General features: G+C 72.3%; 15 protein-coding genes. 6 read left to right on the top strand and 9 right to left on the bottom strand.

The features are described 5' to 3' along the window. Positions 1–64 precede the first annotated feature (64 nt). The gene (locus tag ACIBK1_RS29225; protein WP_363419421.1) at positions 65–439 is read left to right on the top strand and encodes a DoxX family protein; all 375 of its coding nucleotides are present in this window, start codon (positions 65–67) and stop codon (positions 437–439) included. On the opposite strand, the gene ACIBK1_RS29220 is transcribed toward ACIBK1_RS29225, so the two are convergent. From ACIBK1_RS29220 to ACIBK1_RS29205, 4 genes are all read right to left on the bottom strand, one after another. Further along, positions 436–1,338, bottom strand: a complete 903-nt coding sequence (locus ACIBK1_RS29220; RefSeq protein ID WP_396738913.1) for a WecB/TagA/CpsF family glycosyltransferase — start codon at positions 1,336–1,338, stop codon at positions 436–438. The genes ACIBK1_RS29225 and ACIBK1_RS29220 overlap by 4 nt on opposite strands. Further along, positions 1,338–2,321 (bottom strand): glycosyltransferase family 2 protein, encoded by a 984-nt coding sequence (locus ACIBK1_RS29215; protein ID WP_396738911.1) that lies wholly within the window; start codon positions 2,319–2,321, stop codon positions 1,338–1,340. Before ACIBK1_RS29215 ends, ACIBK1_RS29220 begins: the two co-directional genes overlap by 1 nt. Then, positions 2,318–3,241, bottom strand: coding sequence for a sulfotransferase family protein (locus tag ACIBK1_RS29210; RefSeq protein WP_051761608.1), 924 nt, complete (start codon positions 3,239–3,241; stop codon positions 2,318–2,320). The genes ACIBK1_RS29215 and ACIBK1_RS29210 overlap by 4 nt, the downstream gene beginning before the upstream one ends. A gap of 151 nt (positions 3,242–3,392) precedes the next feature. Continuing rightward, on the bottom strand, positions 3,393–4,082 hold the full coding sequence (locus ACIBK1_RS29205; RefSeq protein ID WP_030507633.1) for a helix-turn-helix transcriptional regulator: 690 nt from the start codon (positions 4,080–4,082) through the stop codon (positions 3,393–3,395). Between the two features lie 127 nt (positions 4,083–4,209). On the opposite strand from ACIBK1_RS29205, the gene ACIBK1_RS29200 reads away from it, so the two are divergent. The 4 genes from ACIBK1_RS29200 to ACIBK1_RS29185 are packed head-to-tail and all read left to right on the top strand — an operon-like array spanning position 4,210 to position 7,042. Beyond that, positions 4,210–4,743 carry a DUF2231 domain-containing protein gene (locus ACIBK1_RS29200; protein ID WP_076434019.1) on the top strand — a complete coding sequence of 178 codons (534 nt, stop codon included), beginning with the start codon at positions 4,210–4,212 and terminating at the stop codon, positions 4,741–4,743. Between the two features lie 34 nt (positions 4,744–4,777). Continuing rightward, positions 4,778–5,206, top strand: coding sequence for a hypothetical protein (locus ACIBK1_RS29195; RefSeq protein WP_030507635.1), 429 nt, complete (start codon positions 4,778–4,780; stop codon positions 5,204–5,206). A 1-nt stretch (position 5,207) separates the two neighbouring features. Continuing rightward, positions 5,208–5,807, top strand: a complete 600-nt coding sequence (folE, locus tag ACIBK1_RS29190; RefSeq protein WP_396738909.1) for a GTP cyclohydrolase I FolE — start codon at positions 5,208–5,210, stop codon at positions 5,805–5,807. Positions 5,808–5,824: 17 nt separating this feature from the next. After that, positions 5,825–7,042 carry an NAD(P)/FAD-dependent oxidoreductase gene (locus tag ACIBK1_RS29185; RefSeq protein WP_030507637.1) on the top strand — a complete coding sequence of 406 codons (1,218 nt, stop codon included), beginning with the start codon at positions 5,825–5,827 and terminating at the stop codon, positions 7,040–7,042. Between the two features lie 100 nt (positions 7,043–7,142). Here ACIBK1_RS29185 and cysN read toward each other — a convergent pair whose 3' ends face one another. Genes cysN through ACIBK1_RS29165 form a run of 4 tightly spaced genes read right to left on the bottom strand, consistent with a single transcriptional unit; the run spans position 7,143 to position 11,532 of the window. Continuing rightward, the gene (cysN, locus tag ACIBK1_RS29180) at positions 7,143–8,405 is read right to left on the bottom strand and encodes a sulfate adenylyltransferase subunit CysN (RefSeq protein WP_030507638.1); all 1,263 of its coding nucleotides are present in this window, start codon (positions 8,403–8,405) and stop codon (positions 7,143–7,145) included. Then, positions 8,405–9,319 (bottom strand): sulfate adenylyltransferase subunit CysD, encoded by a 915-nt coding sequence (cysD, locus tag ACIBK1_RS29175; protein WP_030507639.1) that lies wholly within the window; start codon positions 9,317–9,319, stop codon positions 8,405–8,407. Before cysD ends, cysN begins: the two co-directional genes overlap by 1 nt. A gap of 11 nt (positions 9,320–9,330) precedes the next feature. Next, a complete protein-coding gene (locus tag ACIBK1_RS29170) occupies positions 9,331–10,104 on the bottom strand; it encodes a 3'(2'),5'-bisphosphate nucleotidase CysQ (protein ID WP_396738906.1) in 774 nt (257 codons plus the stop codon). Positions 10,105–10,107: 3 nt separating this feature from the next. Then, entirely contained in the window at positions 10,108–11,532 is a 1,425-nt protein-coding gene (locus tag ACIBK1_RS29165; protein ID WP_030507641.1) for a sugar transferase, read from the bottom strand. A gap of 114 nt (positions 11,533–11,646) precedes the next feature. Between ACIBK1_RS29165 and ACIBK1_RS29160 the strand changes: the two genes are divergently transcribed. Continuing rightward, positions 11,647–12,315, top strand: coding sequence for an exonuclease (locus tag ACIBK1_RS29160; protein ID WP_396738904.1), 669 nt, complete (start codon positions 11,647–11,649; stop codon positions 12,313–12,315). On the opposite strand, the gene pth is transcribed toward ACIBK1_RS29160, so the two are convergent. Then, entirely contained in the window at positions 12,290–12,901 is a 612-nt protein-coding gene (pth, locus tag ACIBK1_RS29155; RefSeq protein ID WP_396738902.1) for an aminoacyl-tRNA hydrolase, read from the bottom strand. The genes ACIBK1_RS29160 and pth overlap by 26 nt on opposite strands. Positions 12,902–12,962 lie beyond the last annotated feature (61 nt).

Raw genomic sequence — 12,962 nt, 5'->3', positions numbered from 1 at the left:
CGGCGATGGCCGCGGCGCGCTCATCCGCTACATTTCGCTCTGCTGCCGCAAGAACGGAATCTTGATGAACGTCGCCTTGTGGGTCATCGCCGGCCTGCTCACCCTCGCCTTCCTCCTCGCCGGGGTGATGAAGCTCGCCCAGCCGAAGGACAGGCTGGCCGCGTCAGGCATGGCCTGGACCGAGGACTTCTCCGCGGGCGCGATCAAGGGCCTCGGCGCTCTCGAGGTGCTGATCGCCTTCGGGCTCGTCCTGCCCGCCGTCACAGGCGTCGCTCCGGTGCTGACGCCGCTCGCCGCGCTCGGCATCGCCCTGCTCATGGCCGGAGCGGTCGTCGTCCACGCCCGCCGCGCGGAATCCCCGGTGATCGTCGTCAACCTGGTGCTCCTGGTGCTGGCCGCCGTGGTCGCCTGGGGGCGCTTCGGCCCGTACGCCTTCTAGCTCCGGCTTCCCCACCTCTGCCTCGCGCGCCCGAAGACCCTGCGCAGCAGGGCTCCCGACAGGAGGCGGAGGGCGAAGGGGAGGTCGTCGACCAGGTAGCGGCGGGCGAGCCGCTGGGGCTCGCTGATCAGGCGGAACAGCCATTCGAGCCCGTGGTCGCCCATCCAGCCCGGGGCCCGGCGCACCGATCCGGCGGCGAACGCGATGGCCGCGCCGCACCCCACGAACCAGGCGCCCGGCAGGTCGGCCCGCAACTGTGCGATGAACCGGTCCTGCCGGGGGAACCCGAGACCCACGAAGACCAGGGACGGCCGCGCGGCGACGAGCCGCCCCCGCACCTCCGCCAGTGCCGCCGGGTCGGTCTCGAACCCGTACGACGGAGCGTGGACGCCCGCCACGACCAGGCCCGGATACCGCCCGCGCAGCGCGTCCCGCGCCGCCTCGGCGACGCCGGGCGGTCCCCCGATCAGGTAGACGGGCAGGCCGCGGGCCGCGGCGGCCCCGGTCAGCGACCAGATCAGGTCGGCGCCGGTCACCCGCTCCGGCAGCGGGCGCCCGAGCAGGCGGGACGCCCAGACCAACGGCATGCCGTCGGCCACCGCGAGCTCGGCCGTGTCGATCAGCGCGCGCAGCGAGGGGTCACAGGCGGCGGCGCGGCAGATGTCCACGTTCGGCGTGACCACGTGGCCGCCCGTGCCGCACTCGATCGCGGCTATCACGCGCGCGACCACCTGGGCCTCGGTGAGCCGGTCGAGCAGCACGCCGCCCACGCGAACCCTGCCTAATCGTGCAGCGGCCGCCCCTGCTCCGGCCGCCGGGGCCGGGACCGCCTCCAGCCATGGCCGCACCGGCGTCGCCGGGCCCACCGCCGCCGTACGTGCCTGCACGGGCTCGGCCATCAGATGCCGTGGCCGCGACGGTGGAGGGCGTGCAGCACGGCGCGCGGGCTGACCAGCCCTCCGGCGACCGCCAGCGCCACCGCCGCCCTCGGCTCACCCGGCCGGGTGGAGAAGGCGCGCAGCGACCAGCGGGCGGCCTCGCGCCGCCGGCCGAGGGCCGCGTGGCAGAAGGCGAGCTGTCCGTAGACGCGGGCCGCGCCCCGCGGTTCCGCGGCCAGCCCGGGATGCCGGGCGAGCATCCACTCCAGCCCGGCGATGCGGTCGGCCCAGCGCCCCGCGTAGTGGGAGGAGCCCCAGCGCACCCGCACGAGCGGCCGGTCGACGTGGACGATCGGATGCCGCCACGCGGCCCGCAGCGCGAGGTCCCAGTCCTCGTTCTGGCCGGCCGGCGCGCTCTCGTCCACCCAGGTCCAGCCCCGGCGGAACAGGAACGTCGAGGAGTGCACCATCATCATGCGCGAGCGGGTGAGGTGCCGATGGGTCACGTGGCCGATGCCGGCCAGCCGCGGCACCCGGCGGTCGCCGTACTCGACCTCGACGGCGCAGCTCGCGAAGCCGGCGTCGGGCTCCTCCGCCAGCGCGGCGACCTGGGCGGCCAGCTTGCCGGGCAGCCAGAGGTCGTCGTCGTCGCAGAAGGCGACGAGATCCGTGCCGAGCACCGAGATCCCGGTGTTGCGCGCTCCCGGCAGGCCGGCGGCCCGCCGGTTGTCCAGCACCCGGACGCTCCTGGCCGCGCCACCCGCCTCCACGCCCGCCACGAGACCGGCAGCGGAACCCGCCACAAGACCGGCAGCGCAACCGGGCGCGGAACCGGAGACGCCGGACACCTGCCTGGTGACGACGGAGGCGGGGACGCCGTCGGCCACGACCACCACCTCGACCCGGCCGGCGTACTCCTGGGCGACCACGCCGGTCAGCGCGGCCCGCAGCGGGCCGGGCCGGTCGCCCCGGGTGGGGATGACGACGCCGACGGCCGGCCTCATCGCCGGGTTCCCGGGCGATAGGCGAGGCGATAGCCGTAGAAGAGCAGGAGGGGAAGGGTGATCGCGGTGACCAGCCACCGCTGGGTCCGGGGAAGGGGCGCAGGACGGTGGCGTATCTCGATCGGTCCCACCGAGAAACGCATGGGGTTGCCGGAGACGGTGTGCGCGACGCCGAGCAGCGCTTCGCGGTCGTCCAGGAAGTCGAGGCCGCCGCTCGGCAGGCCGAGCCGCGTGGCCAGGCGCCCCAGGGTCGCGCGCGGATCGCGCACCAGGTCCTCGTGACGCACCCGGACGACGTCGACGCCCTTGCGGCGCAGCACCTCGAAGGCCAGGTTCTGGGCCAGCCAGTGCACGGCGGTGCGCACGGGCGTCCAGCGGGTCATCGGCCGCCCGTCCTCGGGTCTGCGCACCCTGCGCCGCCATGACGCGGCCACCGCCCGCGGATCGCGCACCACCTGCACGACCCGCATGTCCATGATGGCCGCCAGGCAGTACGCCAGGGAGGCGTGCTTGCTGGAGTCGACGACGACCCGGGCGTCGGCCACCTCCGCCGCCGCCGTGTAGATGCGGGAGTACGACCGGACGTATTCGGCCAGTTCGGCCTCACGGGTCGCGAGCCCGAGCGCGAGGACGGGCACGCGGCGGGTCCGGTCCACGCGGGCCCGCAGGCCGGGCAGCCACCCCGCCTGGCTCTGCCGCCACTGCCCGAACGCGCGGGCACCCACCTTGGTCCAGAACGGGCACTGGGAGAACCGCTGCCCGCAGCCGCACGGCTCGTCCGCGCGTACGCCGCGGTCCCACAGGTGGACGACCTCGCCGAGCGGTGCCACGCCGGGCACCTCGCCGAGGAGGCGTTCGAGCAGAGTGCTACCGCTGCGTCCCAGGCCGCCCACGAAGATCACCGGCTGAGTGTCGGCCACGTGTCCTCCACGGATGGATGCGAAACGTGACGACCCTAGCGCGAAGGGTAATCGGGCGACCCTCAATCGCCAAAGGATCTACGCGCCCGCCGGGGGCGGGTGGAGCTGCGGGCGCCGCCGCACGGAAGCACGCGTCCGCCGGAAATGGACCTCAGGAGGAGCGCAGTTCCACGCAGCACTCTCCCGGCCGCGGCACCAGGACGGCCTGCACTTTGGCGGCTTCCAGACCGGTGAGCATGCCGTCGAGGAAGGCGTGGTTGACCCCGCAGACCAGATCGGGGGCCCGCGCCGCCAGCGGATGAAACGGGCAGTTGCGCAGCCGCACACAGGTGGGGGACTCGCGGCCGGGCTCGAAGCCATGCCGCGCGAGCAGGCCTTCGAGCAGGGTGAGGGCGCGCTCGGCGCCGAGCCGCCCGGGCTTGGTCCTGGCGCGCTCCGCGGCGCCGATCTCCTCGCCGCGCCGAGAGGCCACCCGGACCGCCGCCCGGCGGGCACTCTCCCCTTCGCTCTCCGCGAGAACGGCGTCCATGAGGATGTCGGCCAGCACCTCGTGCCGGCGTTCGGGGATCGTGACGCGGATGTCGGTCTCGGTCGGTTCGTAGACCTTCGGGGTGCGGCCGACCTTGCGGATGCCGCCGACCGCCTCGTAGCGGGCGCGCAGCAGACCGGCGTCGACCAGTTTGTCGAGATGGAAGGCGGCCAGCTTGCGGGAGATCCCGACCGAGGCGGCGGCCTCGTCCCGGGTCACCGGGCGACGCGCCCTGCGGATGTAGGCGTACATGCCCTGCCGCAGCGCGTCGTCAAGCGCGGCCACCGCACCGATCGCGGGATCCGTCGTCACCCTGCCACGATAACGCCCGCCTCCCCGGTCGAAAACCATGACCCCCTCGATGTACGCGTACACCTTGACCGTCAGACTGAATAAGACCAACATTCATTGGCGTAATACGTCGTACGCGGAGGTCCGGATGACCGGTGAACTGCACGAGGCGAAACGACCGGTGAGCGCGGTGCTCGCCGGGCCGTACGGCCATCCGTTCCACCCCATGCTCGTCGCGGTGCCCATCGGGGCCTGGGTGGCGAGCATGGTCTTCGACCTGGCGTCCCGGTTCGCCCCCGACCCGGGTTTTCTGGCCGAGGGCTCGAAGTGGCTGATCGCCATCGGCGTGCTCGGCGCGCTGGCCGCGGCGATGGCCGGGTTCCTCGACCTGTTCGCCATCCCTGCGGGCACTCCGGCGTTCCGCACGGGTCTGCTCCACATGGGGCTGAACCTGGTGATCACCGCCGCGTACGCCGCCGGTTTCCTGTGGCGTCAGACCGGCCCGGCGGCGGGCACGGCGGCAGGCACGGCGGCGGGCGAGGTCGCGCTCGGCCCGCTGCTGCTGTCGGCGGGCAGCCTGGCGCTGCTCGTGGTCTCCGGTTATCTCGGCGGCAAGCTCGCCTACCGCTACGGCGTACGGGTGGCCGACGAGGCCACCCAGGCCGGCGGTTTCCGGCGCTGACCCTCATCCCACCTGCACAGGAGGAGAAATCATCATGGGTATCGCGGCACTGGTCACATGGTTGCTCACCGCGGTGGGCGGCTTCGTGATGCTGGGCATCTGGATCGCCAGAGGCGGCCGGCGCACCAGCCGCTTCTCACCAGGCCTGATCTTCGGTCACTTCGCGCTGGCCGCCGCGGGGCTGGTCGTGTGGATCGTGTTCCTGTTCGCCGGCGTCGCCGCTCTGGCGTGGGTCGCCCTGGTACTGCTGGTCCCGGTCGCCCTGCTGGGCTTCGCGATGTTCGCCCGGTGGATCCCCGCCTACCGCGCCCGTACGGCGGTCGCCGGCGGGCCCGGCGCCACCGGCACGGCGGGACCGCCCGAGCGGCATTTCCCGGTCGCGGTCGTGGCCGGGCACGGTCTGCTGGCGGTGGTCACCGTCGTCCTGGTGCTGCTGACCGCGCTCGGCGTGAACGGCGGCTGAGATGCGTCCCGGCACCACCCTGCGGGTGATCGACGAGCCGCGCGACGGCGTGGACCTGGCCGCCGCCGAGCGGGCGGCCCGCGAGTTCCTGGAGGCGCTGGGCGTCTCGGCCGATTCCGAGAGCCTGCGGGAGACTCCGGCGCGGATGGCTCGGGCGTACGCCGAGCTGTTCACGCCCCGCCCGTTCGACCTGACCACCTTCCCCAACGAGGAGGGCTACGACGAACTCGTGCTGGCCCGGTCGATCCCGGTCCGCTCGGTCTGCGAGCATCACCTGCTGCCCTTCGCCGGAGTCGCCCACGTCGGCTACCTTCCCGGCGACCGTATCCTCGGGCTGTCCAAGCTGGCCCGCGTCGTCGAGCACTTCGCCCGCCGCCCGCAGGTGCAGGAGCGGCTCACCAAACAGGTGGCCGACTGGCTCGCCGACCGGTTGCGGCCCGCGGGGGTCGGCGTCGTGATCGAGGCCGAGCACACCTGCATGACGCTGCGGGGAGTGCGGGCCGTCGGCTCGACCACGGTCACCTCGACGCTGCTGGGCATCCTCAGAGAGGACGCCCGATCCCGTCAGGAGTTCTTCGCCCTCACCGGCACCCGACCCTGAGCAAGGAGACCATCGCCGTGACACCACAGAGGTTCGTGATCGTCGGAGCCGGTCTGGCCGGTGCGAAAGCCGCCGAGGCCCTGCGCGAGCAGGGATTCGACGGGCGGATCACGCTGATCGGCGCCGAGCCGCACCGCCCCTATGAGCGGCCCCCGCTGTCCAAGGGCTACCTGATGGGCACGACCGACCGGTCCGCCGTCTTCGTCCACCCGGAAGGCTGGTACGCCGACCACGACGTCGAGCTGCGACTCGGCACGGCCGCGAGCGGCCTCGACCGCGGCGCGCACCGCGTCGAGCTGACCGACGGCGGTGCGATCGAATACGACAAACTGCTGCTGGCCACCGGGGCCCGCCCGCGAACGCCGCCGATCCCCGGCGCGGACGCGCCCCACGTGCGCTACCTGCGCCGGATCGAGGACTGCGAGTCGCTCAAGGACGTCCTGGGGAGCGTGTCCCGGCTGGCGGTGATCGGGGCCGGCTGGATCGGGCTGGAGGTCACCGCGGCGGCCCGGCAGGCCGGCGTCGCGGTCACGGTGCTGGAGGCGGCGCCGCTGCCCCTGCTGCGCGTGCTCGGGCCCGAGGTCGCCCGGGTCTTCGCCGGCCTGCACCGCGACCACGGCGTCGATCTCCGGCTCGGGGTCGCCGTCAGCGAGATCACGCCCTCGGGCGTACGCCTGGGCGACGGCGACGAGATCGCCGCCGACGCCGTCCTCGTCGGCGTCGGCGCCGAGCCCGAGGTGGGGCTCGCCGTGCGCGCCGGGCTGACCGTGGACAACGGCGTCGTGGTGGACGCGGCCCTGCGAACCGACGACCCGGACATCGTCGCCGCCGGGGACGTCGCCAATGCCCATCACCCGCTGCTGGGCACGCGCGTACGGGTCGAACACTGGGCCAACGCGCTCAAACAGCCCAAGGTCGCCGCCGCAACCATGCTGGGCCGGGAGGCGGCCTACGAGGAGCTGCCCTACTTCTACACCGACCAGTACGACCTCGGCATGGAGTACGTCGGCCACGCCGAGCCCGGCGGCTACGACCAGGTCGTCTTCCGGGGCGACGTCGCGGCGCGGGAGTTCATCGCCTTCTGGCTCAGCGGCGATCGCGTCCTGGCCGGCATGAACGTCAACGTCTGGGACGTCGTCGAGCCGATCAAGACGTTGATCCGCACCGGGACACCCGTCACTCCCCAGGCGCTGGCCGACCCCGGCCGGCCCCTGGAGAAGCTCGCCGCCCCGTAGGTTCCGCCGGCGGTCTCCCCGGGGGCCTGAGGGCGGGCACTCGGATCACTGTCCCGTGCCCGTCCCCGCAGGTCCTTATCGGGCTCTCGGCGAGCGCCGGTCAGCGCGCGTCGACGATCATCCCCGCGCCGACGGTGCCGTTGGTGGCCTCGTCGATCAGGATGAAGCCGCCGGTGAGGCGGTTGCGGGCGTAGTCGTCCACGAACAACGGCTGGGTCGTCCGCAGCGACACCCGGCCGATCTCGTTCAGGCCGAGAGCGGCGGCCGACTCGTCCCGGTGCAGGGTGTTGACGTCGAGCCGGTAGTGCAGGTCCCGCACGAGGGCCCGGGCCGTACGGGTGGTGTGCTTGATGATCAGCTTGGAGCGCGGCTGGAGCTTCAGGCCGTCGGCCATCCAGCAGATCATCGCGTCGATCTCCTGGGCGGCCTCCGGCTGGTTGTTCGGCCGGCAGATCATGTCGCCCCGGGAGATGTCGATGTCGTCGGCCAGCCGCAGCGTGACCGACATCGGCGCGAACGCCTCCTCCACCGGGCCCTCGAAGGTGTCGATCCCGGTGATCGTCGTGGTCAGGCCGGACGGCAGGTGCAGCACCTCGTCACCCGGCTTGAGCACGCCGCCCGCGACCTGCCCGGCGTATCCCCGGTAGTCGTGCAGCTCCTGGCTGGTCGCGCTGTGCGGGCGGATGACGTACTGCACGGGGAAACGCACGTCGACCAGGTTGCGGTCGGAGGCGATGTGCACGTTCTCCAGGTGGTGCAGCAGCGAGGAGCCCTCATACCAGGGCATGTTCTCCGAGCGGGAGACCACGTTGTCGCCGTGCAGCGCCGAGATCGGGATGAACGTGAGGTCGCTCGCGTTCAGCTTGCTGGCGAACGCGGTGAACTCCTCTCGGATCTCCTCGAACCGGGCCTCGGAGTAGTCGACGAGGTCCATCTTGTTGACCGCCAGGACCAGGTGCGGCACCCGCAGCAGCGTGGTCAGGAAGGCGTGCCGCCGCGACTGCTCCAGCACGCCCTTCCGCGCGTCGATCAGGATGATCGCGAGGTCGGCCGTGGAGGCGCCGGTGACCATGTTCCGGGTGTACTGGATGTGCCCGGGGGTGTCGGCGATGATGAACTTCCGCTTGGGCGTGGCGAAGTAGCGGTAGGCCACGTCGATCGTGATGCCCTGCTCGCGCTCGGCCCGCAGTCCGTCGGTGAGCAGCGACAGGTCGGTGTACTCCGTGCCCCGATCGCGGGAGGTGCGCTCGACCGCTTCGAGCTGGTCCTCGAAGATCGCCTTGGAGTCGAACAACAGCCGCCCGATCAGCGTCGACTTGCCGTCGTCGACGCTGCCCGCCGTCGCGAAACGAAGGATGTCCATCAGAAGTAGCCTTCCTTCTTGCGATCTTCCATGGCGGCCTCGGAGGCCCGGTCGTCGGCGCGGGTCGCGCCGCGCTCGGTGATCCGGGTGGCGGAGATCTCGTCGATGATCTGGTCGATCGTGGTGGCGGTCGAGGCGACCGCGCCGGTGCAGGTCATGTCGCCGACCGTGCGGTAGCGGACGACGGCCTCGAACGGGGGCTCGTCCTCGCCCCGCTGGACCACCTCGGAGTCGGACAGCAGCATGCCGTCACGCTCGAAGACCGTCCGGGTGTGGGAGAAGTAGATCGACGGGATCTCGATGCCCTCGCGCCGGATGTAGTGCCACACGTCCAGCTCGGTCCAGTTGGACAGCGGGAACACGCGGATGTGCTCACCCCTGCTGATCTTCGTGTTGTAGAGGTTCCACAGCTCGGGGCGCTGGTTCTTCGGGTCCCACTGGCCGAACTCGTCGCGGAAGGAGAACACCCGCTCCTTCGCCCGGGCCTTCTCCTCGTCGCGCCTGGCTCCACCGAACACCGCGTCGAACTCGTGCTCCTCGATCGCGTCCAGCAGCGTCGTGGTCTGCAACCGGTTGCGGGAGGCCCGCCGTCCGGTCTGCTCGACCACCCGCCCGGCGTCGATCGACGCCTGGACCGACGCGACCACCAGGCGTGCGCCCAGCTCGGCGACGCGCCGGTCGCGGAACTCGATGACCTCCGGGAAGTTGTGCCCGGTGTCGACGTGCATCAGGGGGAAGGGGATCGGCGCGGGCCAGAAGGCCTTCTCGGCGACCCGCAGCATGACGATGGAGTCCTTGCCGCCGGAGAAGAGCAGACAGGGGCGCTCGAACTCGGCCGCGACCTCACGCATGATGTGGATCGCCTCGGCCTCGAGCACGTCGAGCTGTGACGTGGTGTAGTCACGCTGAAGCATAGGGACTTCCTTCACGGAGTCTGGCGATGCAGGTCACGGATTCCGGCGAGCAACGTTGGCGCCAGATCCGGTAGGGAGACCAGGATATCCGGCAACCACGGGTCCCCCTGGTTATAGGTCAGCGGTGAGCCGTCGATCCTGCTCGCGTGTGCCCCCGCCGCGACCGCCACCGCGACCGGCGCGGCCGAGTCCCACTCGTACTGCCCCCCGGCGTGCACGTACGCCTCGACCTCTCCGGTGAGGACCGCGGCGATCTTGGCGCCGGCCGAGCCGATGGGGACGAGTTCCCCGCCGAGACGGGCGGCCAGCTCGCGGACGAACTCGGGCGGCCGGGTGCGGCTGACCGCGATGCGGAACGGCTCGCGCACCTTCTCCGGCAGCTCGGGCGGCGACGCCGTCGTGAGCGTACGGCTTTGGGCGGGCAGGGCGACCGCTCCGGCCGTGAGGGCGCCGCGCTGCCACAGCGCCACATGGACGGCCCAGTCGGCGCGGCCCTGCTCGGAGAACTCACGGGTGCCGTCGAGAGGATCGACGATCCAGACGCGCTCGGCCGACAGCCGCCGGGGGTCCATCCGCTCCTCGCGGGTCGCCTCCTCCGACAGCACGGCGTCGTCCGGCCGCAGCCGCCTCAGCGCGTCCATGAGGAACTCGTGGGACGCGCGGTCTCCGGCGTCCTTCAGGGCCCGGCCGTCCTCGAACCCGAGGCGGGCGCGCAGCTCAAGGAGCCGCTCCCCCGCCTCCGTCGCCAGCTCGCCGGCAAGGGTGTGGTCGTCCCGCATCGTCATTTCTCAGTACGCTCCCGCCCCGCGTGCGACCGCAGACCACGTCTTCCATAGGATCTGCAGATCCAGCATGAGAGACCAGTTCTCGACATAACGCAGGTCCAACCGTACCGATTCCTCCCAGGAGAGGTCGGACCGGCCGTTGACCTGCCACAGCCCGGTCAACCCGGGCCGGACCACGAGCCTGCGGCGTACGTCGTCGCCGTACCGCGCGACCTCCTCGGGCAGCGGCGGCCGCGGCCCGACGAGCGACATGTCGCCCCGCAGCACGTTGATGAGCTGCGGCAGCTCGTCGACGGAGTAACGCCGCAGCGCGGCGCCGAGCGGCGTGACCCTCGGGTCCCTCCGCACCTTGAACAGCACGCCGTCGGCGTCGCTGACCAGCTCGACCTTGCGGGCCTCCGCGTCCCGCCGCATCGTGCGGAACTTCAGGATCGTGAACTCCGCGCCATCCCTGCCGACCCGCCGCTGGCGGAACAGGGCGGGCCCCGGGCTGGTCACCCGCACGGCCACGGCCACGGCGCCCAGCAGCGGGGCGAGCACGATCAGCGCCGCGGCGGCGACCAGCCGGTCGAACACGCCCTTGACCAGCCGGCGCCCTCCCGCCAGCTCGGGATGCTCCACGTGCAGCAGCGGGAGCCCGGCGACGGGGCGGATCGCGATCCGCGGGCCGGCCACCTCCATCAGCGCGGGCGCCACCACAAGGTCGGTGCGCGTCCGCTCCAGCCGCCAGGCCAGCCTCCGCAGCGCCGTGCCGTCCAGCTCCGGGCAGGCCAGCACCGCCACCGTGTCCGCCCGGACCTGTTCCACAACCAGCGGCACGTCGGTGAAGTCGCCCAGCACCGGCACGTCCGCGATCCGTCCGGCGGCGCCGGTCGGGACGCAGGCGGCCACCACCTCCATCCCGTGGTAGCGCTCCCTGCGGAAGGTGCCCACCAGTTCGGCGATCGCCGCGCGGTGGCCCACCGCCACGACTCTGCGCATGCACCCCTCGCCCCTGGCGCGCCTGCGGTGCAGCCGCTGCCGCAGGCCGTACCTCGCCGCGAGGGTGAGCACGGTGGTGAGCGGCAGCGCGATCAGCACGTAGCCCCGGGCGATCTCGGTCTTCGACGCGTACGCCGCGATCGCGACCCCCGCGATCAGCGTGAAGCCGGCCCGCGCGACCCGGCGGAACTCCTCGGCTCCCACGCCGACCAGGCGCGGCTCGTACGCCCGGCTCAGGACCAGGATCACCGCCCAGCCGGCGGGCAGCACGGCGCTCGCCATGACATAGGGCACCACGTACGGAGTAACCTCGCCGAACCGGATCACCACGGCGGTGACCCCAGCGAGAAGGGCGCCCACGATGTCGCAGACGGCCGCGGCGAGCCGATATCGGACGGCCCACGCGGGCGGCCTCGGCATCGGATGGGCCGGCGAGTCCCGGGACATGCCGACGGCGAGCGCGGCCGTATCGCCGTCCAGCACTGTCGCCCCCCGCAATCCTGCCACTACCGACGGTGATGGAATGCTAGCGGCCTCACCCCGGCGTCTCAGGGAGATTGGTTGAAAGCCGAAACGTACATATCGGTCGATGTCGAGGCGGACGGCCCCATTCCAGGGCCGTACTCGATGGTGAGCTTCGGCATGACCGTGGCCGGCCGGATGACCGGTCGGCGGTTCGAGCGGACCGACCCGGAGTCTCGGACGTTCTACGCCGAGTTACGGCCGATCAGCGACGACCACGTGCCGGAGGCGCTGGCGGTGAGCGGCCTCGACCGGGCGACGCTGCTGCGGGAGGGACGCGACCCGGCCGAGGCGATGACCGAGGCGGCGGCCTGGGTGCGCGAGGTGTGCGGCGACGACCTACCGGTGCTCGCGGCCTTCCCGCTGTCGTACGACTGGATGTGGATGTACTGGTACTTCCTCCGCTTCACCGGGGAGTCGCCCTTCGGCCACTCCCGGTGCATCGACATCAAGACGCTGTACGCCGCCAAGGCCGTGGTGCCGGTGGCCTGGGCGACCAAGCGCCAGATGCCGCGCGAGGTGCGGTCGCGGCGCCCCCACACCCACAACGCGCTCGACGACGCCATCGAGCAGGCGGAGCTGCTGCAGAACCTCATGGAGTGGCCGGGCTCGGCGCACCGTGAGGCCGGCGACGCCGGCGGGGCGGTCGCGCCCGGTCCCAGCGGGGCGGCTTCGCCGGATCTCAGCGGGGCGGCTTCGCCGGATTGAGGTCGGCGGCGTGGAAGCGGTTCTGCGTCGCGTCGAGACCGGCGGTCATCAGCGACTCCACCATGTCGGCCGCCCGGTCCACGAGGAACGGCAGGTCCTTGCGCTCGGCCGTGGCGAAGTCGCGCAGCACGAACGTCGCCGGGTCCATGCGGCCCGGCGGGCGGCCGATGCCGAACCTGATCCGGGGGTAGTCGCGCGTGCCGAGCGACTTCGTGATCGACTTCAGGCCGTTGTGGCCGTTGTCCCCGCCGCCGATCTTCGCGCGCAGCGCGCCGTACGGGATGTCCAGCTCGTCGTGGATCACGATCACCCGGTCGGGGGTGACCTTGTAGAAGTCGGCCAGCGCCTTGACCGGGCCGCCCGACAGGTTCATGAACGACAGCGGCTTGGCGAGCACGACCGGGAGCGCGGCCAGACGGCCCTCGACCACCTCGGCCCGCGACCTGTGCGCCTTGAACCGGCCGCCCACCCGGGCCGCCAGCTCGTCGAGCACCATGAAGCCCGCGTTGTGCCGGTTTCCGGCGTACTCCGGCCCGGGGTTGCCCAGGCCTGTCACCAGCCACCGCTGCGCGGACGTGTCGGACATCGCTGTCTCCTCCGCTGTCTTTCCCGTCGCCTGCTCCGCCGCCGACCCCGCCGACGGCTCA

Source organism: Microbispora rosea, from assembly GCF_044460045.1.
Taxonomy (GTDB): domain Bacteria; phylum Actinomycetota; class Actinomycetes; order Streptosporangiales; family Streptosporangiaceae; genus Microbispora; species Microbispora rosea.
This window is presented reverse-complemented; position numbering and strand designations above follow the sequence as displayed.